General features: G+C 69.2%; 32 protein-coding genes and 1 riboswitch. Of the genes, 16 read left to right on the forward strand and 16 right to left on the reverse strand.

The features are described from left to right. Nucleotides 1–6 precede the first annotated feature (6 nt). On the forward strand, nt 7–201 hold the full coding sequence (locus tag RHOOR87_RS0104645; protein WP_007507770.1) for a hypothetical protein: 195 nt from the start codon (nt 7–9) through the stop codon (nt 199–201). Nucleotides 202–227: 26 nt separating this feature from the next. Continuing rightward, nucleotides 228–998 carry a CPBP family glutamic-type intramembrane protease gene (locus tag RHOOR87_RS0104650; RefSeq protein ID WP_027484376.1) on the forward strand — a complete coding sequence of 257 codons (771 nt, stop codon included), beginning with the start codon at nt 228–230 and terminating at the stop codon, nt 996–998. Here RHOOR87_RS0104650 and RHOOR87_RS0104655 read toward each other — a convergent pair. Continuing rightward, nucleotides 995–1,408, reverse strand: coding sequence for a hypothetical protein (locus tag RHOOR87_RS0104655; protein WP_231381725.1), 414 nt, complete (start codon nt 1,406–1,408; stop codon nt 995–997). The genes RHOOR87_RS0104650 and RHOOR87_RS0104655 overlap by 4 nt on opposite strands. Before the next feature lie 49 nt (nt 1,409–1,457). Continuing rightward, nucleotides 1,458–1,835, reverse strand: a complete 378-nt coding sequence (locus RHOOR87_RS0104660; protein ID WP_015448297.1) for a DUF423 domain-containing protein — start codon at nt 1,833–1,835, stop codon at nt 1,458–1,460. A gap of 83 nt (nt 1,836–1,918) precedes the next feature. Here RHOOR87_RS0104660 and RHOOR87_RS0104665 point away from each other — a divergent pair, with 83 nt between their 5' ends. Both RHOOR87_RS0104665 and RHOOR87_RS0104670 read left to right on the forward strand, forming a co-directional pair. After that, nucleotides 1,919–2,536 (forward strand): SCO family protein, encoded by a 618-nt coding sequence (locus RHOOR87_RS0104665; protein ID WP_007507760.1) that lies wholly within the window; start codon nt 1,919–1,921, stop codon nt 2,534–2,536. An 11-nt stretch (nt 2,537–2,547) separates the two neighbouring features. Beyond that, a complete protein-coding gene (locus tag RHOOR87_RS0104670; protein ID WP_231381726.1) occupies nt 2,548–3,066 on the forward strand; it encodes a copper chaperone PCu(A)C in 519 nt (172 codons plus the stop codon). A 15-nt stretch (nt 3,067–3,081) separates the two neighbouring features. Here the strand turns inward: RHOOR87_RS0104670 and RHOOR87_RS0104675 are convergent, their stop codons facing one another. The 7 genes from RHOOR87_RS0104675 to RHOOR87_RS0104705 all read right to left on the reverse strand — a co-directional run bounded on the left by RHOOR87_RS0104675 (nt 3,082) and on the right by RHOOR87_RS0104705 (nt 11,440). After that, the gene (locus RHOOR87_RS0104675; RefSeq protein WP_007507755.1) at nt 3,082–3,960 is read right to left on the reverse strand and encodes a cytochrome c oxidase assembly protein; all 879 of its coding nucleotides are present in this window, start codon (nt 3,958–3,960) and stop codon (nt 3,082–3,084) included. Between the two features lie 154 nt (nt 3,961–4,114). Continuing rightward, nucleotides 4,115–6,031 carry a GldG family protein gene (locus RHOOR87_RS0104680; protein ID WP_007507753.1) on the reverse strand — a complete coding sequence of 639 codons (1,917 nt, stop codon included), beginning with the start codon at nt 6,029–6,031 and terminating at the stop codon, nt 4,115–4,117. A gap of 4 nt (nt 6,032–6,035) precedes the next feature. Further along, nucleotides 6,036–6,770, reverse strand: coding sequence for an ABC transporter permease subunit (locus tag RHOOR87_RS0104685; RefSeq protein WP_007507751.1), 735 nt, complete (start codon nt 6,768–6,770; stop codon nt 6,036–6,038). Further along, nucleotides 6,767–7,711: an ABC transporter ATP-binding protein gene (locus RHOOR87_RS0104690; RefSeq protein WP_027484378.1), complete on the reverse strand. Its 945-nt coding sequence runs from the start codon at nt 7,709–7,711 to the stop codon at nt 6,767–6,769. Before RHOOR87_RS0104690 ends, RHOOR87_RS0104685 begins: the two co-directional genes overlap by 4 nt. A gap of 162 nt (nt 7,712–7,873) precedes the next feature. After that, the gene (locus RHOOR87_RS0104695) at nt 7,874–9,241 is read right to left on the reverse strand and encodes a polyketide cyclase (protein WP_027484379.1); all 1,368 of its coding nucleotides are present in this window, start codon (nt 9,239–9,241) and stop codon (nt 7,874–7,876) included. A gap of 225 nt (nt 9,242–9,466) precedes the next feature. Continuing rightward, a complete protein-coding gene (locus RHOOR87_RS0104700; protein ID WP_007507744.1) occupies nt 9,467–10,108 on the reverse strand; it encodes a response regulator transcription factor in 642 nt (213 codons plus the stop codon). A gap of 108 nt (nt 10,109–10,216) precedes the next feature. Then, nucleotides 10,217–11,440 carry a sensor histidine kinase gene (locus tag RHOOR87_RS0104705; protein ID WP_007507739.1) on the reverse strand — a complete coding sequence of 408 codons (1,224 nt, stop codon included), beginning with the start codon at nt 11,438–11,440 and terminating at the stop codon, nt 10,217–10,219. Between the two features lie 197 nt (nt 11,441–11,637). Between RHOOR87_RS0104705 and RHOOR87_RS0104710 the strand changes: the two genes are divergently transcribed. From RHOOR87_RS0104710 to RHOOR87_RS0104730, 5 genes are all read left to right on the forward strand, one after another. Beyond that, complete coding sequence (locus RHOOR87_RS0104710; protein ID WP_007507738.1) at nt 11,638–12,258, forward strand: GNAT family N-acetyltransferase; 621 nt, start codon at nt 11,638–11,640, stop codon at nt 12,256–12,258. Continuing rightward, nucleotides 12,255–13,025 carry a septum site-determining protein MinC gene (gene minC / locus RHOOR87_RS0104715; RefSeq protein WP_007507737.1) on the forward strand — a complete coding sequence of 257 codons (771 nt, stop codon included), beginning with the start codon at nt 12,255–12,257 and terminating at the stop codon, nt 13,023–13,025. Before RHOOR87_RS0104710 ends, minC begins: the two co-directional genes overlap by 4 nt. 37 nt (nt 13,026–13,062) lie before the next feature. Beyond that, on the forward strand, nt 13,063–13,878 hold the full coding sequence (gene minD, locus RHOOR87_RS0104720) for a septum site-determining protein MinD (RefSeq protein ID WP_027484380.1): 816 nt from the start codon (nt 13,063–13,065) through the stop codon (nt 13,876–13,878). A 5-nt stretch (nt 13,879–13,883) separates the two neighbouring features. Continuing rightward, entirely contained in the window at nt 13,884–14,168 is a 285-nt protein-coding gene (gene minE, locus RHOOR87_RS0104725; RefSeq protein ID WP_027484381.1) for a cell division topological specificity factor MinE, read from the forward strand. Between the two features lie 99 nt (nt 14,169–14,267). Continuing rightward, a complete protein-coding gene (locus RHOOR87_RS0104730) occupies nt 14,268–14,768 on the forward strand; it encodes a hypothetical protein (RefSeq protein ID WP_027484382.1) in 501 nt (166 codons plus the stop codon). A gap of 41 nt (nt 14,769–14,809) precedes the next feature. Here RHOOR87_RS0104730 and RHOOR87_RS0104735 read toward each other — a convergent pair whose 3' ends face one another. From RHOOR87_RS0104735 to RHOOR87_RS0104750, 4 genes are all read right to left on the reverse strand, one after another. Beyond that, nucleotides 14,810–15,037: a ChaB family protein gene (locus tag RHOOR87_RS0104735; RefSeq protein WP_027484383.1), complete on the reverse strand. Its 228-nt coding sequence runs from the start codon at nt 15,035–15,037 to the stop codon at nt 14,810–14,812. Between the two features lie 106 nt (nt 15,038–15,143). Beyond that, entirely contained in the window at nt 15,144–15,719 is a 576-nt protein-coding gene (locus tag RHOOR87_RS0104740; protein WP_027484384.1) for a DNA-3-methyladenine glycosylase, read from the reverse strand. A gap of 77 nt (nt 15,720–15,796) precedes the next feature. Further along, nucleotides 15,797–16,258 carry a carboxymuconolactone decarboxylase family protein gene (locus tag RHOOR87_RS0104745; RefSeq protein WP_007507729.1) on the reverse strand — a complete coding sequence of 154 codons (462 nt, stop codon included), beginning with the start codon at nt 16,256–16,258 and terminating at the stop codon, nt 15,797–15,799. A 38-nt stretch (nt 16,259–16,296) separates the two neighbouring features. Continuing rightward, nucleotides 16,297–17,133 (reverse strand): isocitrate lyase/phosphoenolpyruvate mutase family protein, encoded by an 837-nt coding sequence (locus RHOOR87_RS0104750; protein WP_007507727.1) that lies wholly within the window; start codon nt 17,131–17,133, stop codon nt 16,297–16,299. 133 nt (nt 17,134–17,266) lie between these two features. Here RHOOR87_RS0104750 and RHOOR87_RS0104755 point away from each other — a divergent pair, with 133 nt between their 5' ends. Further along, complete coding sequence (locus RHOOR87_RS0104755; protein ID WP_007507725.1) at nt 17,267–18,409, forward strand: DUF2235 domain-containing protein; 1,143 nt, start codon at nt 17,267–17,269, stop codon at nt 18,407–18,409. Nucleotides 18,410–18,444: 35 nt separating this feature from the next. On the opposite strand, the gene RHOOR87_RS0104760 is transcribed toward RHOOR87_RS0104755, so the two are convergent. Continuing rightward, a complete protein-coding gene (locus RHOOR87_RS0104760) occupies nt 18,445–19,710 on the reverse strand; it encodes a multidrug effflux MFS transporter (protein ID WP_015448306.1) in 1,266 nt (421 codons plus the stop codon). A 75-nt stretch (nt 19,711–19,785) separates the two neighbouring features. Further along, nucleotides 19,786–19,889, forward strand: a riboswitch (Fluoride riboswitch). A 68-nt stretch (nt 19,890–19,957) separates the two neighbouring features. On the opposite strand from RHOOR87_RS0104760, the gene crcB reads away from it, so the two are divergent. The 6 genes from crcB (at nt 19,958) to RHOOR87_RS0104790 (ending at nt 24,285) form a co-directional block, all read left to right on the forward strand. Further along, nucleotides 19,958–20,344, forward strand: a complete 387-nt coding sequence (gene crcB / locus RHOOR87_RS0104765; protein ID WP_007507721.1) for a fluoride efflux transporter CrcB — start codon at nt 19,958–19,960, stop codon at nt 20,342–20,344. Between the two features lie 14 nt (nt 20,345–20,358). Continuing rightward, nucleotides 20,359–20,697, forward strand: a complete 339-nt coding sequence (locus RHOOR87_RS0104770) for a DUF190 domain-containing protein (RefSeq protein WP_015448307.1) — start codon at nt 20,359–20,361, stop codon at nt 20,695–20,697. A gap of 32 nt (nt 20,698–20,729) precedes the next feature. Further along, nucleotides 20,730–21,848: a cyclopropane fatty acyl phospholipid synthase gene (gene cfa / locus RHOOR87_RS0104775; RefSeq protein ID WP_027484385.1), complete on the forward strand. Its 1,119-nt coding sequence runs from the start codon at nt 20,730–20,732 to the stop codon at nt 21,846–21,848. A 251-nt stretch (nt 21,849–22,099) separates the two neighbouring features. Beyond that, the gene (locus RHOOR87_RS0104780) at nt 22,100–22,507 is read left to right on the forward strand and encodes an MAPEG family protein (protein ID WP_007507714.1); all 408 of its coding nucleotides are present in this window, start codon (nt 22,100–22,102) and stop codon (nt 22,505–22,507) included. Nucleotides 22,508–22,597: 90 nt separating this feature from the next. After that, nucleotides 22,598–22,984, forward strand: a complete 387-nt coding sequence (locus tag RHOOR87_RS0104785; RefSeq protein ID WP_027484386.1) for a YciI family protein — start codon at nt 22,598–22,600, stop codon at nt 22,982–22,984. A 263-nt stretch (nt 22,985–23,247) separates the two neighbouring features. Then, nucleotides 23,248–24,285 (forward strand): TraB/GumN family protein, encoded by a 1,038-nt coding sequence (locus tag RHOOR87_RS0104790; RefSeq protein ID WP_051357930.1) that lies wholly within the window; start codon nt 23,248–23,250, stop codon nt 24,283–24,285. Here the strand turns inward: RHOOR87_RS0104790 and RHOOR87_RS0104795 are convergent, their stop codons facing one another. Both RHOOR87_RS0104795 and RHOOR87_RS0104800 read right to left on the reverse strand, forming a co-directional pair. After that, nucleotides 24,286–25,272 carry an aldo/keto reductase gene (locus RHOOR87_RS0104795; protein WP_027484388.1) on the reverse strand — a complete coding sequence of 329 codons (987 nt, stop codon included), beginning with the start codon at nt 25,270–25,272 and terminating at the stop codon, nt 24,286–24,288. It abuts the gene before it with no gap. Between the two features lie 37 nt (nt 25,273–25,309). Then, nucleotides 25,310–26,206, reverse strand: coding sequence for a membrane protein (locus RHOOR87_RS0104800; RefSeq protein WP_027484389.1), 897 nt, complete (start codon nt 26,204–26,206; stop codon nt 25,310–25,312). Nucleotides 26,207–26,295 lie beyond the last annotated feature (89 nt).

Here is a 26,295-nt window from a genome sequence, read left to right on the forward strand (position 1 = left end):
GTCACGATGGCCGGCGAGAAGAAAGCCTACCCACTGCGCATCAGCGCCACCGTGCTGGACGCGATGCAGCGCTGGTCGGACGACGAGTTGCGCAGCGTCAACGCGCAGATCGAATACGTGCTGCGCGAGGCGCTGCGCAAGGCTGGCCGGCTGAAAGCCGGCCCGGCCAGACCGGCAGCCGACGACAACGACACGGATTGAACGGCTCAACCAAGGAGTCCGCACGCATGCCTGTCCAGCCGCCCACCCTTCCGGTCAGCGGCCCGAACCTGAAACTCGCCGCGCTGTTCGGCATCGCTGGCGCGCTGGCCACGCTGGCGCTGATGCCGTACGCGATGGCGCTGACGCCGCAGAAATTCACCGCACTGCCGTTGCCCTTGCCGGCCATCGTGCTGGCCGCAGCGGCGCAGACCGGCGTGCTGTGCTGGCTGCTGGGCTGGCTTGGCCTGTACCTGGGTGCGCCGTACGGCCTCGATGCGCCCTGGCTGCGCGCCTGGGTGCACCGGCGGCCACGCGATCCGGCACGACGCCCACGCTGGTGGCTGGCCGTCCTGCTCGGCGGTCTGGCGGGGTTGCTGGTGGTCGGCTTGTCGGCGCTCGGCCCGAAGCATGCGGAGAACATCATTCAGGCGTGGCGCGGCGCGCTGGTTTCGTTCTACGGCGGCATCGTGGAGGAAGTGCTGTGCCGGCTGCTGCTGGTCAGCGCGCTGGTGTGGCTGCTGGCACGCTGCAACCGGCGCGTGGCGCGGCCGTGGATGTTCGTGCTGGCGATCGTGCTGGCCGCGCTGCTGTTTGGCGCCGGTCATCTGCCCGCCGCACATGCCGCCGGCCTGCTCGGTACCCCGCTGCTCGTTGCGCGCATCGTGCTGTTGAATGCCGTCGTCGCCGTCGTGTTCGGCGGCCTGTTCTGGAAGTACGGGCTGGAGCACGCGATGCTGGCGCACTTCTGCGCCGATCTGGTGCTGCACGTGGCGCTGCCGCTGGCCGGCGGTTTCTAGCGGCCGCCCACGGCCACCGCCCGCAGCTCCGGCAACTTCAGCAGGTGCACCTTCGGGTGCTGTCGGCCCGTCACGAACAACCACGACCCCTGCTGTGCGATCGACTGCACGTCCGGCAAGCCGTCGTCCGCGCCGAGCCGCTCCAGCGGACGGCCGTCGGTGGCGTCGTAGACCACCAGCTCGCGGGTCGCCGGGTCGACCACCAGCAGCCAGTCGTGATCCGCGTCCTGCCAGTGCACGAGTGGCTGGATCGAAGGCTGTTCCGCCGCACGATCGGCTGCCGGCCAGCACCACCACAGCAGGCATGCCGACAACAGCGCGAGCAGCAGGATGACCGGCAGGCTGCGCGGCATGCGGCCGGGTGACCACGCCGCAAGCGATCGATGGTGAAGGGCGAGCTGCGCGTTCATGCCGGCACCATCGCAACCGGCCATGACCACGGGATGACACCCGCAAGAACTATTCGTTACGCGTGCGCAACGCCCACCCGAGCGCGAGCCAGCCGGCAGCGAAGGCGAGCCCGCCGAACGGCGTGATGATCCCGACCCAGCGCGGCGCCCCCAGCGCCAATGCGTACAGGCTGCCGCTGAACAGCACGATGCCGACGACGAACGCCGCCACCGCGACGCGCCCGCTGCGGCCGCGCCCCAGCCCGGCCGCCACGGCCAGCGCCAGCGCATGCCATGCGTGGTAGGTCACCGCCGTATGCCACAACTCGGCGCCACGGGCGTCGAGCACGCCGCGCAGCGCATGCGCGCCGAACGCGCCAAGCAGCACCGCGCTGGCGCCGGCGATGCCGATCAGCACGGCGATACGGGTACTGGCAGGTTGTCGCATCGTGCGTGTCTTCCCTGGGCTGGCAAATCCGGCCATGCGGTCGGTGTCGTATGCTTGAACGGATGAAGACCCAGGATTCTCGCATGAAGCCCCGCCACTGGCTGCGCCCCGCCCTGCCGCTCCTGCTGCTTGCCACCGGCCTGCTGCTGGGCGGCTGCCACCGCGGCGAACCGCTGCCGTTCCGGCTGACCAACATCAGCGGGCACATGCCCGACCTCGACTTCAAGCTCACCGACGACAGCGGCAAGGCGGTCACCGGCGCCGACTACCGCGGCAAGGTAGCGGTGCTGTACTTCGGTTACACCCATTGCCCCGACGTCTGCCCGCTGACCCTGGCGCAGCTGCACGTGGTGATGCAGCGGCTGGGGCCGCTGGCCGACGGCGCGCGGATCCTGTTCGTCAGCGTCGACCCGGCGCGCGACACGCCGGCGATCATGCACGGCTACGTCAGCGCGTTCGACAAGCGGGCGGTGGGCCTGGTCGGCGATGCGCGCAGCGTAGAGGCGCTGAGCAAGCGCTACCGCTCCGCCTTCACCCGCGAGCCCAGTTCCGCCGACGGCGCCTACGAAGTCAGCCACAGCTCGGCGATCTACATCTTCGACCGCGACGGTCGCGCCCGCGTGTTGGCTACGCCGTCCGCCTCGCAGGACGACCTGGTGCACGACCTGCACCTGCTGCTCGACACCGGAGCCACCCCATGAAGTCATCCCGCATGAAGTCATCCCATATGAAGTTAGCCACCCTGCTGCTGGCCGGCCTGCTGCTGGCCGGCGGCGCCCACGCCACCGACGCCGACCACATCCGCGCCAGCCACGCCTGGATCCGCGTGCTGCCCGGCGCGCTGCCGGCCGGCGCCTATGTCACGCTGGAAAACGATGGCGAGAAGCCGGTCGCGCTGCGCGGCGCCGGCAGCACGGTGTACGCCGAGGTGATGCTGCACCAGAGTTCGCGCGCGGGCGGCATGAGCCGCATGGCGATGGTCGACGCGCTGGACGTGCCCGCGCACGGCAAGGCGGAACTGGCGCCGGGCGGCTACCACCTGATGCTGATGCAGCCGAACGCGCCGGTGAAACCCGGCGACACCGTCACCCTGACCCTGCAGTTCGGCGACGGCAGCACGCTGGCCACCGACTTCATCGCACGCCCGGCGAATGCGCTGGACGCCGGCGATGAGCACACCGACCACGCGATGCCGGCGATGGACCACGGCGCGATGCCGCACGGCCACTGAACCGCGAGGAAGGCTTCAGTCCGGCACGCGCGCCTCGACCGCGGCCGCACGCGCGGCGGGCCGACGCAGCGGCTTGCGCGGCAAGCGGCCGTGGCGCGACAGCCGCAGCCACATGCGCAGCGCCATCAGGCCGCCGATCGACTCCACCAGCGCCGACGGCACCCAGATGATCACGCCGCCGATCAGCTGCCCGGTGAGCACGTTGAAGGTGAACGCGCGGCCGCAGATCTCGAAGATCGGGTACAGGTCGGTCTTGGAGAAGGTGACGATCGCGCCGGCCACGATCTGCGGCGTCATGGTGATCGCCGGCGACAGCACGCGCAGTCCGGCGGTCATCCGCCCAGGCGGATGCGGCCGGTGGTCGAGTACCAGCGACCAGTAGGCGAAGCCGCTGACCAGCATGCTCCAGTTCATGAAACGGTAGATGCGCCAGTCCAGCATCGCCAGCGTCTGCATGGACGGGATCAGCCAGATCAGGATGAAGGCGATGAACAGCAGCGTCGCCACGGTGGGGTTCAGCAGCACGCCGCCGAGCAGCCGCCACGGCCACGAACGCTGCAGCGGCCGCAGCAGGCGCAGCCGCCAGGCCAGCGGCAGGCCGGCGCGCAGCACTGTGGCCGGGTAGGCGGTGACGATCAGCAGCGGCGCGATGTGGTGCAGCAGCAACTGCTGGATGCGGTGCATGAAGAACTCATGCTCGGCGTAGTAATCCAGGTAGGTGTGCAGCGACAGGTAGATGATCGCCATGCCGCACCAGAACGCCAGCCGGCGGCCGAAGCTCACCGGCAGCCGACGGCTGCCGCGCAGGTACAGCGCGGCGGCCGTCACGAAGCACGCGAGCAGCACCCACGAGAACTCCCACGGCACGATCCATTTCAGCAAGGTTGCGGTCACTGCAGCGGCACTTCGGTCTGCGCCGGCAACGGCCGGCGACCGCCCAGCATAATGCCGCACGCCGGCGGAGTCAGCCGCAGCGGCGCCGCAGGCCTGCGGCAGTTCGCCGCCCTGGAGCCTGCGGACGCCCTGCTCCGTGGCTTCGTGCAGATTCTCAACGCCGCCGGCGGCTGTAGCGGGTACGCCGCCAGCCATACAGCAGGCCGAGCAAGACCACCAGCGCCGGCACCAGCACGATGTTGATGAACTTCAGGCGCAGGCCGAGCGCGTCGATCTCGGCGTTGAGCTGGTGCTGCACGTCGCGCAGTTCCTTGTTGATCGCCAGCTGGCGCTGGCGGAACTGCTCGATCTCGCGGCGCTGCTCGGCGCTGGCGGCGCTGCCGTGGCTGCCCTTGGCCGGCTGCAGCTCGTCCAGCCGGCGACGGGTATCGGCCAGCTCCTGCTCCAGCTCGTGTTCCTTCTGCAGGAACTTCTGGTCGGCCACGTTGCGCAGCGCCTGCACCCGCGTGAACGGCCGTTGCGAGGTGGAGCGGCCGCGGATCGACAGCAGCGCCGAGGAACCGCTGAGGTTGTCCACCAGGTTGGTGACGAAATCCCCGTTGTTGGCGAACACCCGCATCATGGTCTGGCCCAGGATGGTCTGCGGCTCCACCCACAGCCGGTCGCTGAGCAGGTCGGTGTCGGCGACCAGAATTACCTCGGCATCCGGCGCCGAGCGGGCCCGGTGGCCGGCCACGCCAGCCCGCTCGGGAAACGCGCTGTCGAAGGTGCCGCGCAGGCGCGCGGCGAGCACGTAGTGCGCGTTGTCCGGCCGGTAATCCTGCAGCAGCGCGGTGGGGTCGCTGCTTGCATCCAGCACCCGCTGGGTCGGCACCACCTCGGCCTCGGCACTGCTCTGCAGCAGCGGCACCAGCCGCGTGCGTGCATCGGCGGCCAGGTCGAAGTAACCGGTGGTGGACACGTTGATGCGCTGCAGGCTGGCGGTGACCACGTCGTTGCGGTTCAGCTCCTGCGCGCCCAGGTCGAGCATCGCCGGGTGGTTGAGGCTGCTGCCGGCCAGTTCGATCTGCAGCGCGCGGGCCCGGTCCAGCACCACCTTGTGCGGGTCGTAGCTCACGCCCCAGGCCTTGAACAGCCGCGGCAGGTCCGAACCGTGGTCGGGGAAGGTGATGCTGTCGGGTCCGTACGGCGAGGCGTCGAGTTCCGCGTCGGGGTCGACGAACACCACCAGGTGGCCACCGCGCAGCACGTACTGGTCGATCGCATACTGCGCATCGACCGGCAGCCGCTTGGGGTGGATCAGCAGCAGCACCCTGATGCCGTCGTCGACCTTCTGCAGCGTCGACGCATCCAGCGGCTTCACGTCGAACAGCTGGCCGAGCTGCTGCAGCACCGCCCACGGCTGCTCGCCGAGCACCGGATTGCCCTGCACGGGCAGCGAACTGATCACCCCGATCGGCGGCTTGCTGGCCTGGTTCAACTCGTACAGCAGCTTGGCGATGTCGTATTCCAGAAAGGCCTCGCGGGCCGGGTCGAAGAACGCGATCGCCAGCGTCTTCTCCGGCACGCGATCGTCCGCGCCTTCGCTCTCCGGGCCGCCGGAAAGGGTGCTGCCGGCCAGGCCGAAGAACACCCGCTCGCCGTTGCTGCCGCCGTTTGCCGCGGTCAGGCCGTTGCCTTCGGCACTGGCCTCGTCGTCCGAGTACGGCACCGGGTCGATGATCTGCAGGCGGATGCGGCCATGCGAGCGCGCCACCATCTCCTGCAGCATCTCGCGCACGCGCTGTTCGTAGCTGCGCAGCTGCGGCAGATCGCGGGTGGCATGCTCGGAGAAGTACAAGGTCAGCCGCAGCGGGCGCTGCAGCGTATCGACGATGTGCAACGTGCCCGGGGTCAGCGTGTACAACTTGTCGGTGGTGAGGTCGATCCGCGAGGCGTGCAACCCGCGGCTGCTGACCACGATCAGCGGCACGAACAGCAGCACCAGCAGTACCAGCGCGGCATACAGCGCGCCGCGCCGGGTCGGTTGCAGCGGGGTGGTGAACAGGCGATGCAGGCGTGAGCGGGGCATCGCGTCAGCGCGTCCGTTTCAGGTCGAGCAGCAGCACGCCGGCGACCAGCCAGCCGATCGTGCTGAGCAGGAAATACACCAGGTCGCGGATGTCCAGCACGCCGCGCGCGATCGCCTCGAAATGCCGCAGCATGGACAGGTGCGCCACCGCGTTGATCAGCTTGCGCGGCAGCGTGCCCGAGAAGAAATCCAGCACCTGCGGCTGGCCGGCCAGGATCAGCAGCACGCACACCAGTGCGGTGAGGATGAATGCCACCACCTGGCTGCGGGTCAGCGCGGACAAGCAGGCGCCGATCGCGATGAAGCTGCCGGCCATCAGCCAACTGCCCAGGTAGCCGGCCAGGATCACGCCATTGTCCGGCGAGCCCAGGTAGTTGACGGTGATCCAGATCGGGAAGGTCAGCACCAGTGCCAGCCCGATGAACAGCCACGCCGCGAAGAACTTCCCCAGCATCGCCTGCCACAGCGTCAGCGGCAGGGTCAGCAGCAGCTCCAGCGTGCCGCCCTTGGCCTCCTCCGCCCACATGCGCATGGTGATCGCCGGCACCAGGATCAGATACAACCACGGGTGCATCGTGAAGAACGGCTGCAGGTCGGCCTGACCGCGCTCGTAGAAATCGCCAGCGTAGAAGGTGAGGATGCCGGCCAGCACCAGGAAGATCACCAGGAACACGTACGCCACCGGCGTCACGAAATAGCTGCGCAGTTCGCGCCGCAGCACGGCGTTGACCGGGTTCACGCGCGGCCTCCGACGCCATCGCCGTCACCCGTGGTGATCTGGCGGAACACCTCGTCCAGCCGGCCGCGCTCGAGCTGGATCTCCGACACCTCCAGCCCCTGTTCGCGCAGCAGCGTCTCGACCGGCTCCAGGATCCGCGCGCCCGGCTTCGGGAACACCGTGATGCGGCCGTCCAGCGGGTCCACCTCGATCGCCGCCACCTGCGGCAGGCGGCCCAGCATCTCCTGCGACATGCCGCTGCCCGGCGCGCTGAACGACACCGCGCCGTGGTAGCGCGAACGCGCCTCCAGCTCGGCCGGCGTGGCATCGGCCAGCAGCTTGCCGCGCGCGATGATCACCACCCGGTTGCACAGCGCATGCACCTCCTCCAGCAGGTGGGTGGAGACCAGGATGGTGCGGTCGCGCGCCATCGCGTCGATCAGCTGGCGCACCGCGTGCTTCTGGTTCGGATCGAGACCGTCGGTGGGCTCGTCCAGCATCAGCACCGGCGGGTCGTGCAGGATCGCCTGGGCCAGTCCGACGCGCCGGCGCAGGCCCTTCGACAGCGTGTCGATGCACAGGCCCAGGACTTCCTCCAGTTGCAGCTGCTGCACCACCGCGTCGAACCGCCGGTAAGCGGCCTCGGCCTTGAGCCCGCGCATGCGCACGATGAACTGCAGGAACTCGCGCACGGTCATCTCGCCGTAGCTCGGAGCACCCTCGGGCAGGTAGCCAAGCGCGCGCTTGGCCCGCAGCGGCTCGCGGACAACGTCATGGCCGCACACCCGCGCGGTACCCGAAGTGGGCACCAGGAACCCGGCGATCATGCGCATCGCGGTGGACTTGCCCGCGCCATTGGGGCCGAGCAGGCCGAGCACCTGGCCCGGCTCGACACGGATGCTCAGCGCATCCACTGCGGTCAGGTTGCCATAGCGTCGGGTGAGCTGGTCGGTCTCGATCATGTCCGGGGTGGGTTGTGGCGGTGTACCGCGCCTGGCACGGGCGAACCCGCCGACCGTCGCTGAGGATCGCCCCGCAATGTACCGCAAGACGCCGGCCGGCGGCCCGAAAAGAAAAGGCCCCTCCGAGCGGAGGGGCCTTTCGAGGCGCTGCGGCGATCCGGCTTACTTACCGGCGCTGGCCGCTGCGGCCGGCGCGGCAGCGCTGCCGGCCGATGCCGGGGCGGAGCCGGACGCGGCCGGCGCCGCTTCGTCGAGCGTCGGCGGCTGCAGGCCGGCTTCCTGCTCCGGAGTCTGCTCCGGCGCGCTGCTGATCGGCAGGAACACGTTGTACTTCGCGTAGGTGGTGATGTTGCCGCCGGCATCCTTCACTTCCGGCGTCGCGATCACGTCGTAGGCGCGGTTGATCACGTCGTCATACTTGTAGCCGTGGGTCTGCGCATAGGCCTTGAGCATGTCGCGGGTCTGCGGCACGCCGGCGAAAGTGCCGTTCCACACGCCCTTCAGCGCTGCACCGCCGAAGGCCAGCATGGCGCGCACGTTGCCGTCCACCACCAGGCGGCCGTAACGGTCGCGGCTGCCGGCGGCAACGCTGGCATCCGCGGCGGCGGCGGCACTGCTGGCCTCGGCCGGCGCACCGGAGGCGTCGAGCGACGGCGGAGTCGCCGCAGTCAGCTGCTCGCTCTGGCCGTTGATGGTCAGCGTGCTGGAGTCGATCGGGAATGCCACGTCGAAGCTGTAGGTCTGGTCGCCGTAGTTGGTGGTGATCAGGATGCGCGAGCCGGTGACGTTCACGCCGAGCTTCTTGGCGGCTGCCTGGACCTCGGTGTTGGCCTTGGCGATGGCGTCTTCCACCGCCTCCATGCCGTCCTTGCGCTGGATCGAGGTGGACACCAGCAGCACCGGGGTCGGCTGGGTCTGTTCGATGTGCGGAATCAGCTGGCTGTAGTCGATGTTCGGCACGCCGGCCAGCACGTTCTGCAGGTTGTTCAGGCTGAACTGGATAAACGAATCGGGATCGCCATGGATGTACAGGTTGGCGAAGCGGTTGATCAGGTTCCAGCCGTAGGAGACGTCATACGACCAGGTGACCTGGGTCAGCTGCCCGCGGCTGCCCTGGCGTTCCAGATCCAGCGTGAAATGCTTGTCCAGGCCGCGCCAGCTGTTGTCCAGGTTCCAGACGATGCTGGCGGTCTTGGTGTTGCTGTCGATCTTGTCGAACTCGGGCGTGGCGCTGGCGATGGTCAGGCCGCCGTTGCCGACCTTCGGGTCGGTGCTGGTCCAGCTGACCTCGGCACCCGGGCCGTACGCCTTGCCGGAGAAGTTGAACTGGATGTTCGGGTCGAACGAGCGCAGCACCGAGTAGTCGGGCAGCCGGCGGTAGTTGTCGAGCACGTCGTAGACCTGCCGCATGTCCTTGCCGATGACCAGCTGGCGTTCCACGTGGCCACTGCCGGGCATGATCACGGCCGCCAGGACACCGATGACCGCCACGATGACCAGGGCAGCAAGAAATTCAAAGACACGCATCATTCCAGAGTTCTCCGAAGCGTCTTTACGCCATACCTAGATAGTGTTGTCCCAGCCGTCCGCGCGGGCCCGCCCGAGGGTTCATCCCGAGGGCCATGGCAGGGGGTCGGCAAACGCCGAAGCAACGGATGTTACTTGCTCGCGGGCCGGAACGCTATCGCCGGCATCGCCCGTTCCGGAAGGCCAAAAGCGGGCTGCGACGGGGCCACCGGCGCCGCCAGGAGTGCTTCAGACGATGCCCATTTCCAGCGCCTTGAGCACCGCGCGGGTGCGGTCGCGCACGCCAAGCTTGGACAGGATATTGGAAACGTGGTTCTTCACGGTGCCCTCGGCCACCTTCAGCGAGTTGGCGATTTCCTTGTTGCTGTAGCCGCCGGACAGCAGCCGCAGGATCTCGGTCTCGCGCTCGGTCAGCGGGTCGGGCTGCTCCAGGCTGGTGAAGCTGTTCTGCATCCGCGCCACCCCGGCCATCAGCCGCTGGGTGACCATCGGCGCCACCAGCGAGCCGCCGCCGGCCACGGTGCGCACCGCCTCGACCAGTTGCTCCAGCGAGACGTCCTTCAGCAGATAGCCGCGCGCGCCGGCCTTGAGGCCCTGCAGCACCAGCTGGTCGTCGTCGAAGGTGGTCAGGATGATGGTCGGCGGCAGCTCGTTGCGGGCGGACAGCGCCTGCAGCACTTCAAGCCCGCTCATGTTCGGCATGCGCAGGTCCAGCAGCACCACGTCCGGCTTGACCCGCGGGATGTCCTGCACGGCCTGGGCGCCGTCGGCACACTCGGCCACCACGCGGATGTCCTCAGCCAGGTCCAGCAGCGAGCGGACTCCCTGGCGCACCAGATTCTGGTCGTCGACGAGACAAACGGAAATCATCGCGGATCCTCGGGCAGACACGGCTTAAGGGTAAGTGATGTTGACAGCCGGCGGGCCGGGCCACTGCCGACACCGGCGCATTTTCGCACGCCGCGCGAGCTGTCAAGGTTACGACACATGCAGCGCCGGCGGCTCGAGGCGCGTCGGCGCGTGCGCCAGCGCGGTGTGCTCGCCCAGCGGCAGCCGCACGGTCAGCGCGAAGCCCTGGCTGAGGCCGGTATCCAGCGTCACGCTGCCGCCGAATTCGGCCAGCCGCTCGCGCATGCCGGACAGGCCGTTGCCCGGCTCGACGTTCTCGGCACCGCGGCCGTCGTCGCGCGCGTGCAGGCCGAGCAGGTTGTCCCCCGCATAGGCGAAATTCAGCCACAGGTTGCGCGCACCGGCGTGCTTGGCGGTATTGGTGATGATCTCCTGGGCGCAGCGCAGCAGCACCTGCGCGCGGCGCGGATCCTCCACGCTGAAGCGCGGCGGCATGATCACGTGCACGCTCAGGCCGGGCACGCCCTCGGTGAGGCTGCGCAGCGCCTGGGTCAGGTCGATCGCATCGTCCTGGCGCAACTCGCTGACCACCTCGCGCACGTCGGCCAGCAGCAGCTTGGCCGTGCTTTGCGCCTTGCGCACGTGCGCGCCGGCGGACTCGTTGGAGAGGTGGCTGGCCACCTCCAGGTTCAGGCTCAGCGCGGTCAGGTGATGGCCGATCAGGTCATGCAGGTCGCGTGCGATGCGCATGCGCTCGGCGATCCGGCTGGACTCGGCCAGCAGGGCGCGGGTGGCGCGCAGTTCGGAATTCAGCCGGCGCTGCACCTCGCGCTGTTCGGCCTGCTGGCTGGCCACTGTCGAAGTCACGAACACCAGCACCGAGATGCCCAGGTAGATGCTGGCCTGGATGAAGCCCACCGCGATGCTGTGGTCGTATTCGGGCCAGCCCGCGAAAACCGCGACCAGGCTCAGGTGCTGCAACACCAGCCAGAACGCGGCGAGCCAGAACGGCAGCAGCCACGGCAGCACCAGCGAGGCGACCACCATCAGCATCGCCGACAGGCCGCTGTGGCTGTACCAGCCCACCGCCACTGCCGCCGCCGTCATCGAGGCCAGCCCGAGCAGCTTCAGCACCGGATAGCGGCGCGAGCCGAGGTTGCTGGTCAGCAGCCAGTACATCAGACCGAAGATCAGGTAGCACAGCGTCCACAGCAGCAGCGAGAAATTCGGACGGTGCAGTTGGTCCAGACGCTCGGCAGCCCAGTTCGTGACCAGCGGCGTGCCGGCCGACAGATAGGTGAAGAAGCCCGCATAGCGGAGCAGGCGGATATGGTTGAAGAAGGGCCAGCGCATCCCTGCATCATTGGGCGTACGGGGGTTTCGCGCAATGCGCGGGAAGTCATGGCCGGGCACGCGCCCCGGCCACGGCTTTACGAAGCTTTTACATGTGCCCTTGCGAGATGTAAGGGTCACAGCCGCATGTCATAATAGGCCATTGCGCGAGGCTGCTGCCCGACCTCGTCCCCGATTCCATCATTGCGGAGCAACGAATGGCCCTTGCCATCCGCGACGTGCGCGAGCACGACCTGGATGCCGTACTGGCGCTCAACAATGCCGCCGGTCGCTCCATCCTCGCCCTCGATGCAACCCAGCTGCGCTACTTCTACGAGCACGCCGAGTATTTCCGCGTGGCCGAGATCGACGGCCACCTGGCCGGGTTCCTGATCGCGCTGCGCGAAGGCGGCGACTACGCCAGCCCGAACTACCGCTGGTTCGCCGACCACTACCCGCAGTTCGTCTACATCGACCGCATCGCGATCGCGAACGCCTACCGCCGCCACGGCCTGGGCCGCATCTTCTACTGCGACGTGCACAGCTACGCCGAGGTGCGCGTGCCGCTGCTTACCTGCGAGGTGTTCCTGGAGCCGCGCGACGACGTGGTGGTGCTGTTCCACGGCACCTACGGCTTCCAGGAAGTCGGCCAGCAGCGCATGGGCGAGCACGGCCCGCAGGTCAGCCTGCTGGCGCGCGACCTGCCCAGCTACGCCTACGTGCGCGATACCTGGCTCGAACACGGCGGCCTGCCCGACGTGCCGTGGCTGGCCGAACGCGAGCACCCGGCCCGGCACGACGCCGCCCCGCGCCGCCTCGCCGGGGAGCGGCGCCCGTGAGTGTAAGAACAGAGACCAACGATGCCTGCGACCTGCGCTTCGGCCAGGTCGGCATCGCCTGCGTGCGCGTGCGCCGGGTCGACGCCGCCGCGCTGTGCGACGAACTCGAACGCCGCGTGCGCGCCGCGCCGCAGATGTTTGCCCGCGCCGCCGTGGTGCTGGACCTGAGCCACCTGCTCGACCTGCCCGACGACGGCGCCGTCGATGCCCTGCTCGAAGCGGTGCGCAGCGCCGGCATGCTGCCGGTGGGCCTGGCCTACGGCACCAGTGAAACCGAGGCGCTGGCCAGGCGCATGGGACTGCCGCTGATCGCCAAGTTCCGCGCCGCCTACGAGCCGGCCCCGGGCAGCGCGCCCGTCGCCGAGCCGGCGGCACGCGCCGAACCGGCACCGGCGGTGCAGCGCGAGCCGATCCTGTCTGCGCCGGCGCCCGGCAGCATGCAGGGTGCGCAGCACCATGCCGGTTCGGTGCGCTCCGGCCAGCAGATCTACGCGCGCGAGCGCGATCTGATCGTCACCGGCGCCGTGGCCAACGGCGCCGAAGTGATCGCCGACGGCAACATCCACATCTACGGCGGCCTGCGCGGCCGCGCCATGGCCGGCGCGCAGGGCGACGCGAAGGCGCGCATCTTCGTCTCCGACTTTCGTGCCGAACTGGTGGCGATCGCCGGGCAATATCGCGTGTTCGAGCAGATTCCCGGCGACCTCGAGGGCCAGTCCGTGCAATGCTGGCTCGACGGCGACAAGCTGCTGATCGCCAGGCTGTAACCCCTTACAACAAGAACAATCATGCGGAGATGGGCCCTTGACTGCTGAGATTATCGTTGTCACTTCCGGCAAAGGCGGCGTCGGCAAGACGACGACCAGCGCCTCGCTGGCCACCGGTCTGGCCATGGCCGGCAAGAAAACCGCGGTGATCGACTTCGACGTCGGCCTGCGCAACCTCGACCTGATCATGGGCTGCGAGCGGCGCGTGGTGTACGACTTCGTCAACGTCGTGCACGGCGAGGCGACGCTGAAGCAGTCGCTGATCAAGGACAAGCGCTACGAGAACCTGTACGTGCTGGCCGCCAGCCAGACCCGCGACAAGGACGCGCTGACCCAGGAAGGTGTCGAAAAGGTGCTCGACGGCCTGTCCGAAATGGATTTCGATTACGTCGTGTGCGACTCCCCGGCCGGCATCGAGAAGGGTGCCCACCTGGCGATGTACTTCGCCGACCACGCGGTGGTGGTGGTCAACCCGGAAGTGTCTTCGGTGCGCGATTCGGACCGCATCCTCGGCCTGCTCGCCAGCAAGACCCGGCGCGCCGAGAAGGGCGAAGGCCCGGTCACCCAGCACCTGCTGCTGACCCGCTACAACCCCGCGCGCGTGGCGATCGGCGAGATGCTCAGCGTGAAGGACGTCGAGGAAATCCTCGGTATCGAGGTGGTCGGCGTGATCCCCGAGTCGGAAAACGTGCTGACCGCCTCCAACAACGGTATCCCGGTGATCGTCGACGCCGCCTCGCAGGCCGGCCAGGCCTACGGCGACACGGTGGCCCGCATCCTCGGCGAAGAGCGCCCGCTGCGCTTCATCGACGTACCGAAGAAAGGCTTTCTCCAGCGCGTGTTCGGAGGTTGATCACGATGGGCATTCTCGATTTCCTGAAGCGCAAGCCCGAAGCTACCGCCAGCGTGGCGCGCGAGCGCCTGCGCATCATCGTGGCACAGGAGCGCTCCACCCGCGGCGCGCCGGACTACCTGCCGATGATGCGCAACGAGCTGCTCGAGGTGATCAAGAAATACGTCCACGTCGATCTCGAGGCGATCAACATCAACTTCGAGCGCGACAGCGGCCACGAGATCCTCGAACTCTCGGTCACCCTGCCGGAAGGCAAGCCGGCCGCGAAGGGCGAAGCCAAGACCGGCTGACAACCGGCCCAGCCGCTGCCGCGCTTCCCTGGGCCTGGCGACGCCGTGTCGCCAGGCCCGGCCCCACCCTCGAAGCCATCGCGCCCGCCGCGCACGTCCATGCACTCCGACACTCATTCCGCCTCCGGCGACGACCCGGCCAGCCGCGTACTGCGCCTGGACCAGATCGGCTTCGATGCGCCGGCGGCGCTGCTCGGCCGCTTCGGCCTGCAGCTGCAGCGCGTGGCGCCGGGCGCACCGATCCCCGGCAGCTTCTGGGGCGAGCGCGAGGCCGGCATCATCGGCAGCACCGTCTACGCCCGCGGCGACACCCCGGTGCATTCGCTGCTGCATGAAGCCGGCCACCTGATCGTGCTGCCGCCGGAAAGACGTCCAGACGTCCATACCGACGCCACTGACTCGATCGAGGAGGAAGACGCCACCTGCTGCCTGCAGATCGTGCTGGCCGACGAACTGCCCGGCGTGGGACGCGAACGCCTGATGGCCGACATGGACGCCTGGGGCTACACGTTCCGGCTCGGCTCAGCGCGCGCCTGGTTCGAGCACGATGCCGGCAACGCCCGCGACTTCCTCAAGGCACGCGGCCTGCCGCATGCCTGACGCGCGAACCCTGAACCCGAATCCCGAACCACGGCACCAGGCTACTTCGCGTGCCAGTCGCCGTCGGCACCCTTGCGGTATTTCTTCTTCACCGCTGCCCTGGCGACCTTGTGCGCCGCCTCCTCGCGCGACTCGCTGCCGCGACGATCGTCCTTGTCGGCGTATTCCTCCCAGGCGCCGTTGAACGCCTCCTTGTAGATTTCCTGCGCGTGCTTCGGCACGTGCTCGCGCACGCTGTCGGGCAGTTCGCTGATGGATGAATAAGGCATGGCGCGGACCCCGCAATGGACGAGTGACGCCTGGCTACCGTGTGCCCCGCATCATCAAGCCTCCGTCAACTCCACGTGGCCGCCGCGACAACCGCGACGCTCCCGTTCAGCGCCGCGAGACGTGCGCATCGCCCGGCACGTACCAGCGCCAGGGTTGCCCGATCGCGCGCGTGATGCCGACGCGCGTCGTGACCACAGGTGCAACCGGTGGCGGCACGCCATCGTCGACGATGCTGAAGCCGCCGGCACCGCCGACTAGGTCGATGCCGTCCTGCGCGCGACCGATGCCCATCGCCTGGCACAAGCGCGCCGGCCCGCGGCACAGGTCGCGGTCGCGGCGGCAACCCGGCCGTGCCGCGCGCATCGCGGCCAGCCCGCCCAGCGGCGCCAGCGCGCGCAGCAACACCGCGACGCCTTCGCCCTCCTCGCCGCAGACCGGGTTGCAGCACCAGTGCATGCCATAGGTGAAGTACACGTAGAGCAGCCCCGGTGCGCCGAACATCGTCGCATTGCGCGCCGTGCGACCGCGCCAGGAATGCGCGGCCGGATCCGTCGGCCCGCAGTAGGCCTCGGTTTCCACGATGCGACCGCAGCGACCGTCCGCATGCAGCAGCACCTTGTTCAGCAGGTCGGGCGCGACCGCGCGCGGATCGCGCCGGTAGAACGCACGATCCAGCGCCACGGCCGCTCAGCCATGCCCGCGCATCCGCGGCGCGGACGCCGCTGCCGGCCTGCGACGGGACGGTAGCGGCGCCACGCTCAGCCCGCCGACTTCGGCTGGTAGCTGCCCACGTCCGCGCGAAAACCGATCGCCAGGCGGTTCCAGCCGTTGATGGCGATGATCGCCAGGGTGAGGTCGACCATCGACTTGTCGTCGAACTGCGCGTGCACCTCCTCGTACAGGGCGTCGGGCAATTCGTTCGTCGACAACAGGGTGACCGCCTCGGCCCAGGCCAGCGCGGCACGCTCGCGTGCCGAGTAGAACGGCGCCTCGCGCCACGCCGCCAGCACGTGCAGGCGCTGCTCCGTCTCGCCGGCGGCGCGCGCGTCCTTGCTGTGCATGTCCAGGCAGTACGCGCAGCCGTTGATCTGCGACACGCGCATCTTCACCAGCTCGATCAGCGAGTGCTCCAGGCCCGAGCCATGCACATACATTTCCAGGCCCAGCATGGCCTTCAGACCCGCCGGCGCCGCCTTGCCGTACTCGATACGCTTGTTCATTGCAGACTCCTCGATGAAAGAACTGTTTCCTGCGCCGCTCAGGCCGGCTCGAACAGCCGCTGCGCGTCCGCATAGGTGAAAGTCGCCCCCAGGCCGTCGAAGCGGCCGCTCTCCAGCAACGCCGCGGCGGCGCGATCCACCGCCGCCAGCGCCAGCGTGGCGAAACGCGTGGCCGTGCTGACGCGGGCCACGCCGAGCCGGGCCAGCTCGGCCAGGTCCGGCATGCCGGAACCGGCAGCCACGTTGACCGGGGCGTCGATGGCCTGCACCAGCGCGGCCAGCACGGCTGGCTCGCCCAGCCCGATCGGATAGATGCCGTCGGCGCCCGCCGCCAGATAGGCCTGCGCGCGCTGCACGGCATCGGCGAGCGGCGCGGCCGGGTCGGCCACCTGCTGCATCCAGTGGTCCACCCGCGCGTTGATCACGAGCGGCACGCCGCTCGCCTCGGCCGCTTCGCGTGCGGCGCGGATGCGTGCCGCGGCTTCCTCGACCGGGCGCAGCGGACCGTGGCCGGGGCGGCCGTCCTCCAGGTTGATGCCGACCGCGCCGGCGGCGATCACCGCGTGCACGGTGGCGGCCACCGCCTCCGGCGTCTCGCCATAGCCGGTCTCGACGTCTGCCGTCACCGGCAGCTCGACCACCCGCGTGATCCGCGCGATCGCCGCCAGTACCTCGGCCAGCGGCGCCCGTTCGCCGTCGGCGTAGCCGAGCGACCAGGCCACGCCGGCACTGGTGGTGGCGACCGCCGCGAAGCCGCGCCGCGCGAACAGCCGTGCGCTGCCCGCATCCCAGGCGTTCGGCAGCAGCAGGATCGCGCGGCGATCGTGCATCTGGCGGAACGCCCGTGCCTTGTCGACCTGGCTCTGCCTGTCCATGCTCGTGCTGTCCACCCGCGGCGATGTCGAAACGCACAGGGTACGCCTGCGCGCCTCTCCCGGCACTGGCCCGACGCACCGGCGCGGCCTAGAGTGGCTTGCGCCAACCCCGAACGCATCGCTGGAGGGCACCATGGCCGCACGCCGGCTGGTATTGCTGTTCGATGGCACCTGGAACAAGCCCGAGTCGAACACCAACGTGGAACGCCTGCGCCGGCTGATCGCGGCACGCGATGCCGCCGGCGCCCGACAGTTGGTCAACTACATCCCGGGCGTGGGCGTGAAGCGCGGCATCGCCCATCTGCTCGGCGGCGCGTTCGGCTACGGCCTGTCCGACCACGTGCTCGATGGCTATCGCTGGTTGTGCGAGACCTGGCAGCCCGGCGACCTCCTCTACCTGTTCGGCTTCAGCCGCGGCGCCTATACCGCGCGCAGCCTCGGCGGGCTGATCCGCAAGTGCGGCCTGCTCCGCTGCGACGCCCACGCCAGCGTGGCCAGGCCCGACGCTGCGGCTGCCTACGCGTTCTATCGCGACACCGGCAGCAAGCCCGACGACCCGATCGCGGTGGAATTTCGCGCCAGCCATTCGATCGTGATCGACATCCACTTCATCGGCGTGTGGGACACCGTCGGTTCGCTCGGCATCCCCGGTACCGCCTCGTGGTTTCCCTACGCGCGCAAGCGCTATCAGTTCCACGACACCGAACTCAGCAAGATCGTGAAGTACGCCTACCAGGCGCTGGCGCTGGATGAGCACCGCGCCGACTTCGCGCCCACGGTATGGACGCGCAACCCGTACACGGTGAAGCCCGGCGAGACGCTGACCTCGAAGAAGCGCGAGCAGATCGAGATCGAACAGCGCTGGTTCATCGGCGCGCACGCCGACGTCGGCGGCGGCAACGCGCGCGACGGTGCCGGCCGCCGGCCCGACCCGCTGCCCGACCTGCCGCTGGCGTGGCTGCAGCGCAAGGCGATCGATACCGGCCTTGCCTGCAGCGAACGGCTGCTGCCGCCGGTCGATGCCGACCGTGGCGTGCCGCGCAATTCGTACCGGGAGTTCATGGACGGCATCTACAAGGAGTTCAAGCCGCCGTTCGACCGCCGGCTCGGTGCCGGCGTCAACGAGAAGGTGGACGACTCGGTATGGCAGCGCTGGCTCGCCGACGCCAGCTACCGCCCGCCGTCGCTGGTGCGGGCGCTGGCCGAGGCCAGCGTGTTGATGTCGGCGGATTCGGTGGTGCGCGCCGCCACGCCCGCGCCGGCCCCGCCCGCCTGACGCCCCGTCCGGCCCGGCTCGATCCGGCCGCCGTGTCAGCGCGGCTCGGCGATCTCCGCCTGCATCGCCGCCGTGCCGGCATCGGCCAGCGGCAGTTCCAGCGGCCGGCGCGTGAGGCGGTGATACCACCACCACGCCAGTACGCCGGCCACGGTCAGCGCCGAGGCGCCCAGCGCCAGTGGCAGCATGCCCCTGGACAGCAGCGGCGACATCACCCCGGCCACGAAACTGCACAGCAGCAGGCTGGCGAACGCCTGCACCGAGGAAATCCCGCCGCGATGATGCGGGAAGCGGTCCAGCAGCAGCAGGGTGAGGGTCGGGAACGCCAGCTGCACGCCGATGCCGTGCAGGATCAGCGGCAGCATCGACCAAGGCAGCCGCGGCGCGGGGAGCAGCAGCGCGAGCAGCAAATGCGCCGCGCACGCCAGCAACATCACCGCATAGCCCAGGCTCACCGTGGAGTTCGCGCTGTGCCGCCCGGCCATCCGCCCGGACAGCCAGGCGCCACCGATCAGGCCGCTGACCACCGGCAGGAACAGCCACGGAAAACCCTGCGCCGACAATTGCAGCAGCTCGCGCACGATGCGCGGTGCCGAGGCGATGTACAGGAACAGCCCGGCGAAGTTCACCGAGCTGGAAACCAGCAGCGGCCAGAACAGCCGGTCGCGGCCGAACGACCGGTAGCCCGCCAGCAGCGGCCGTGGCGCAAACCGCGTGCGCCGCGCCGGCGGGTGGGTCTCGTCCAGGAACAGCTGCAGCGCCAGCGCCAGCAGCACGGTGAACCCGGCCAGCAGCCAGAAGATGCCATGCCAGCCGCCCAGCGGCAGCAGCAGCGCGCCGACCATCGGCGCGATCACCGGCGCCACCCCGAAGATCATCATCACCTGCGACATCAGCCGTTGCGCGGCCGGCCCTTCCAGGCTGTCGCGGACCACCGCCCGGCCCACCACCAACCCGGCGCCGGCGCACATGCCCTGCAGGCCGCGGCAGGCCAGCAGCATCGCGAACGAGGTGGACATCGCCGCACCCACCGACGCCAGCGCATACACCAGCAGGCCGGCGACGACCACCGGCTTGCGCCCGACCGCATCGGAAATCGCGCCGTGGAACAGGCTCATCGCGGCATAGGTGACCAGGTACACGCTGATCAGCTGCTGCAGCGGCGCGGCATCCACGCCGAAGTGCGCGCCGACCAGCGGGAACGCCGGAAACACCGCATCGATCGAGAACGGCCCGATCATCGACAGCGCGGCCAGCAGCCACGGCAGGCTGCGGCGCACGGGACGGTGGGCTGGGTTCATGGCAACACGGGCATCGACGGGTCGCGCAGTATAGACGTCCGCGCTTGACGACGGGGCCGCCGGATCGACTAGGATGCCCCACCGGGAGATGGCATGCCTCCCGTTCCGGAGCCCTCGGGCACCTCGGGACAAACCGCTTCCCGCGATCCCGCGTCGAAGCTGATGATGCCTGCACCCCGGTTTCCGGCGGCGCAGGCGTGCCTGCCGCCGCGACAACCGGACACATTCACTGTCAGGAGGCGCGCACGTGGGCTTGAACGGATTTGTGGCAATCGGCATCGGTGGCGCCCTGGGCTGCTGGCTGCGCTGGGGACTGGGCGTGCTGCTCAACCCCGTCTTCCCCACCTTGCCGCTGGGCACGCTGGCGGCGAACCTCGTCGGCGGCCTGCTGATGGGCTGCGTGATGGGCCTGTTCGACCACTTCCAGGCGCTGTCGCCGGCGCTGCGGCTGTTCGTGTTCACCGGCTTCCTCGGCGGGCTGACCACGTTCTCCACCTTCTCGGCCGAGTCCGCCACGCTGCTGCTGCGCCAGCAATACCTGTGGTTCAGCGGCCACGTGGCCGTGCACGTGGCCGGCTCGCTGGCGATGACCGTGCTCGGCATCGCCCTCACCCGCAGCCTGTTGCGCCACTGAACCGGGAGCACCGCATGAACCAGGAGACCCTGCAGCACGGCGTGCACCTGTACTTCTACTGCCACTCGCGCACGAAGCACGACGGCATGCTGCTGTCCGAGTGGCTGCTGGAACAGGCCAGGGCGCATGGCCTGGGCGGCGGCTCCGTGTTCCGCGCGATCGCCGGCTTCGGCCGGCATGGCGTGCTGCACGAGGAGCAGTTCTTCGAGCTGGCCGACGACCTGCCGGTCAGGGTCGAGTTCCTGCTGCGCGAGGAACAGGCCGAGTTGCTGCTGCAGCTGGTGCGCGGCGCCGGCGTCGACGCGACGTATGCGCTTTCGCCGGCAAACTTTGCCCTGCTCGGCGGTGGTTGACCGCCACGATTCCACAAACCGCGAGACGACGCATGAGCCAGGACGACCTGAAGAATCGTGCCAGCGAACTGCTCGAACAGGCCGGCATCCGCATCGACGGCGATGCCCCGACCGACCTGCGCGTGCACGACGAACGCCTGTACGCACGCGTGTTCGCGCACGGCTCGCTGGGCCTGGGCGAGGCCTACATGGACGGCTGGTGGGACGCCGACGACCTGCCCGCGCTGTTCACCCGCCTGCTCACCGCCGGACTGGACCAGGAACTGCGCACGCTCGACACCCTGCTCGCCCACCTCAAGGCGCGCTTCGTCAACCTGCAGCGCGGCGAGCGCGCGTTCGAGATCGGCAAGGCGCACTACGACCTCGGCAACGACCTGTTCCACGCCATGCTGGGCAAGCGCCTGGTGTACTCCTGCGGCTACTGGGCCAAGGCCGACAACCTCGACGACGCGCAGGCAGCCAAGCTCGACCTGGTCTGCCGCAAGCTGCAGCTGAAGACCGGCCAGCGCGTGCTCGACATCGGCTGCGGCTGGGGCGAGGCGCTCAAGTACGCGGCCGAGCGCTACGGCGTGGAGGGCGTCGGCATCACCGTGTCGCAGCAGCAGGCCGACTACGCGCGCGAGCTGTGCGCCGGATTGCCGATCGAGATCCGCCTGCAGGACTACCACGAGGTCAACGAACGGTTCGACGCGGTGTTCTCGATCGGCATGTTCGAGCACGTCGGCGGCAGGAACTACCGCGCCTACTTCGAGACCGTGCGCCGCTGCCTGAAGAATGAAGGCCTCTCGCTGCTGCACTGCATCGGCAGCAACGGCGCGCCGGCGCAACCGGACCCGTGGATCGAGAAATACATCTTCCCCAATTCGATGATCCCCGCCGCCAGCCAGGTCACCGCCGCCCTGGAGGACCTGTTCGTGGTCGAGGACTGGCACAACTTCGGCGCCGACTACGACCGCACGCTCACCGCCTGGCGCGCCAACATCGAAGCCGCCTGGCCCAGCCTGCCGGCCAGCTACGACGAACGCTTCCGGCGCATGTGGCGCTACTACCTCGCCGCCTCCGCCGCCGTATTCCGCTGCCGCCGCGACCAGCTGTGGCAGCTCACCCTGAGCCCGCGCGGCGTGCCCGGCGGCTACCGCGTGCCGCGCTGAGTTTTGCGCGCGGTTGGTCGTGATGACGGGTAGGGGAGGTTCAAGACGGCGACCGGGTCTGCGGGGCGACATGACGTGCGCGTCGAGATGCTGCGGGATCAGGAGGGGGTCCTACCCCGTTGTCTGGGCACGATTAAATAACGGACGAACGAAATCAAGTCGGCTCTTCGAGCAAAGTAGGCGTAGGTGATCAATCTGATTCAATCATCTGTGCCCCGGAACCATCACCCCACGCGAATCGCCGACCAAACATGACCACCTCTGCCTTGGTACTCACCCTGTTCCTTGCCTGGACGCTGCTCCTGCTGGTCGTCATGGAGGTGCTGCGCAGCTACCTGGTGGTCACGGGCCACTTCCGTTCGAACGAGTTCAAGCCCGACAACTCGAATGTCTCGCCGTTCATGCAGCGGCTCGCCCGCGCGCACGCGAACTGCGTCGAGAGCCTGCCGGTGTTCGGCGGGCTGCTATTGGTCGCCATCGCGACGGGTCGGGCGGAAGTGACCGATGCGCTCGCGCCCTGGCTGCTGGGTGCCCGCGTCGTGCAGTCCGGCATCCACCTGGCCTCGACCAGCGTCATCGCCGTCAATGCCCGCTTCACCGCCTTTGCCGTACAGATGGGCATCGGCGCCTACTGGACGTGGCGGCTGCTTGGCCTGTAGCTCGCACACGGGCTCCAGGGACGAGGGCGGCTCCCGAACTCCCTGGCCGTCGCGCCTCCCTCGCCCATCGCGCTCCGACGGAGACGAACCATGAACGAACCTGCCCCACTGTCCGAATACCTCGTCCTCTCCCGCGGCCAGTGGGACCGGGACGCCGCGCGCGAGGACATCCAGGCGGCGATCGACCGCTTCTATGCCTGGCACGACCGGCTGGTGGCCGAGGGTCGCATGCGCGCCGGGCAGCGGCTGGCGCGCGAGGGCAAGCTGGTGTCGCGGCAGGCGATCACCGATGGTCCGTTCACCGAGGCCAGGGAGATCGTGGGCGGCTACTGGACGATCCTCGCCCGCAGCCTCGACGAGGCGGCGGCGATCGCGGCGGAGAATCCCTGCCTGGCTTACGGCCTGGCGTTCGAAGTGCGTCCGATCGAGCCGGTGCGCGCCAGCGCCTACGCGCTGACCAACGAGACGCCACGCTGACGCCACGCCGGGCGCCCGGCGCGGAGTCCTTGCCGACGCCAGCGACGGGACGTCCGGCCGCCCCGCTCAGGCGGTCGCGAACGTCAACACCGGGCTGGCGAAGCCCGGCCGGGACGTGCAGAACCTCGACATGGAGCATCCGTAGGTCGCCTGGGACACCCGGCAGGCCGACGCCAAGGTGGCGCACCTCGGCCGGGACGTACGTAGCCCCCGGCGCCAACGTTCCAGACCCCGACGAGGACGTATGCCACCCCGACGCCGGGATGGCCAAGGTCGACAGGGACGTGGCGAACCTCGACGACGGGGTTCCACACATCCACGGGGACGCGCGTAGGCCCGGCATCGAGGTCGCGCGGCTCGATGGCCCGCATCGTCACCACCTCGCCGGGATTGAACCGGCCGCGGCCAGCCGCGACACTCCCGGCATGAAACCCACGATCGCGCTGCGCCTGCTCGCCTGCCTCGCCCTGCTGCTCGCCTGCGCCCCGGCGCTGGCGAAACCCGCCTTGTGGGTGGTGAAGGATGCCGACACCACGATCTACCTGTTCGGCACGGTGCACCTGATGCCGCGCGATGCCGGTTGGCATTCCCCCGAGCTGGACCGGGCACTGGCGGACAGCCGCACGCTGTACATCGAGCTGACCGACGACGATCCGGCGAACATGGCGGCGCTGGTATTGCGCTACGGGATGGATGCGGCGCACCCCTTGTCTAGCCAGCTCAGTCCAGCGGAGGCACACCGGCTGGACCTGCTGGCGAACAGGCTCGACGTGCCCGGCGGCCTGCAGACGTTGAACGTGATGCGCCCGTGGCTGGCCGCGCTGACCCTGGCGCTGACACCGCTGCACAAGGCCGGGCTCGATCCGGAGCATGGCGTGGACAAGCAGTTGAAGGCGCAGATGAGCGCTGCCGGCAAGCCGGTGCTGGGGCTGGAAACCGCCGAACAGCAGATCCGCTTTCTCGCCGACATGCCGCGCGCGATCGAGCTGGCCCTGCTGCGCTCGACCATGCGCGACGCGGACAAGGGCGCGTTCCAGCTCACCGAGCTGATCGACGCCTGGAAGGCCGGCGACGTGAACAGCATCGCCCGCATCGGCAACGAGGACATGCGTCGGCGCGAGCCGAAGCTCTACCAACTGCTGCTGGTGCAGCGCAACCAGGTCTGGGCGACGAAGATCGCCGCGATGCTGCAGCAGCCCGGCACCGTCTTCATCGCCGTGGGCGCCGCGCACCTGGCCGGGCCGGACAGCGTGCAGGCGCGACTGGAATTGCTGGGCGTCGCGGTCGAGCGCCTGCCCTGATCAGTCGATGCCGGCGACGGCGTGCGGTGCGTACGGCGCCTCGAGCGCGGCGATTTCCGCCGGCGGCAAGCTGACCGACAACGCCGCCACCGCCTCTTCCAGATGATGCGGCCTGGTCGCGCCCACGATCGGCGCGGTGACCGCCGGCTGGTGCAGCAGCCAGGCCAGCGCCACCTGCGCGCGCGGCACGCCGAGCCGCGCGGCGACCTCGCCGACGCGATCCACCACGGCCTTGTCCGCCGCCTTGCTCGCGGCATACACGCCGTCGCCCCACGGATCGGAGCCGCCGCGCACGGTGCTCGGTTCGTCCTCCCACGCCCGCGCCAGCCGGCCGCGCGCCAGCGGGCTCCACGGCACCACGCCGACGCCCTGGTCCGCGCACAGCGCCAGCATCTCGCGCTCCTCCTCGCGGTACAGCAGGTTGTAGTGCGGCTGCATCGACACGAATCGCGCCCAGCCATGCAGGTCGGCGGTGTACAGCGCCTTGGCGAACTGCCACGCCATCATCGACGAGGCACCGATGTAACGGGCCTTGCCCGCCTTCACCACGTCATGCAGCGCCTCCAGCGTCTCCTCGATCGGCGTGGCGTGATCCCAGCGGTGGATCTGGTAGAGGTCGACGTAGTCGGTGCCGAGGCGGCGCAGGCTGGCGTCGATCTCGGTCATGATCGCCTTGCGCGAAAGGCCGCCGCCGTTCGCGTCGCCGCGCATCGGATAGAACACCTTGGTGGCGATCACCACCTCCTCGCGCCGCGCGAAATCGCGCAGCGCGCGTCCCAGCACCAGCTCGCTGCCGCCGCGCGAATACATGTTCGCCGTGTCGAAATAGTTGATGCCCAGCTCGAGCGCGCGCCGGATGAACGGCCGGCCGTGCTCCTCGTCCAGCGTCCATGGCCTCTCCTTGGCGGGCGTTACCGAATAGCTCATGCAGCCCAGGCAGATGCGCGAGACCCTGAGGCCGGATTTGCCGAGATTGATGTAATCCATAGCGGTTCTCCTTCAGTGTTCGGATGTCGATGCGGGTTCAGCGCGGCGCCGCCCGGTGCAGGTTGATGCCCGCGATGACCATGGCGATGCCGGTCAACTCGGCCGGGCCCGGCAACTGGTGCAGCACCACGATGCCGATCGCGCAGGCAGTGGCCGGCAGCAGCGCCAGCATCAGCGCGAACGTGGCGCGCGGCAGCCGCGCCATCGCCAGCTGGTCGCACACGTACGGGATCACCGACGACGACACGCCCACGCCGATGCCGGCGGCCAGCAGGCCGGGATGGGTGAAGGCCACCGCCGCCTCGCGCCAGCCCAGCGGCATCACGACCAGCAGCGCCACCAGCATTGCCGCGGCCAGCCGGTCGATGCCGTTGCCGCCGCCGCCCCTGGCGATGCGATGGCCGAGCACGATGTGCAGCATGAACAGCGCGCAGTTCGCGAAAGCGAAGGCAAAGCCGATGGCCGTGCCGGCGAGACGCACGTGGGTCAGCATGGCCACGCCGGCCGCCGCCACCGCGAGCGCCACCCCGTTGCGGCGGCTGTGCAGGCCGGCCCAGGCCAGCGCGATCGAGCCGAGGAACTCGATCGCGCCGACCGTGGCCAGCGGCAGCCGGTCGATCGCCAGGTAGAAGCAGACGTTCATGCCGCCAAGCACCGCGCCCAGCGCCACGATGTTCCAGCGCACCGCGGCGTTCTGCTGCGCGAAATAGCGCCAGGGCCGTCGCCACAGCGCGAAGATCAGCGCCGCGCTGGCGATCCGCAGCCAGGCCACGCCGAGCGGCGCGACGTGGGCGAACAGCAGCACCGCGAACGCGGGCCCCAGGTAATGGAAGATCGCGCTGACCAGGAAATACAGCGAGGGCGGCACGCGTTCGCCGGCCGCGAGGGGCGGTGACGGCGGCTCGATCGTGGTGGCATCGGATTCATGGTCCATGCCTCTACTTTTACAAACGATCGGCGCATGATCCATCTCAAAAAGAAGGAATCAGCGACCCATATTTTCTGACTTGAAAGCCGGTGACG

The organism is Rhodanobacter sp. OR87 (assembly GCF_000473345.1).
GTDB classification, from domain to species: Bacteria; Pseudomonadota; Gammaproteobacteria; order Xanthomonadales; family Rhodanobacteraceae; genus Rhodanobacter; species Rhodanobacter denitrificans.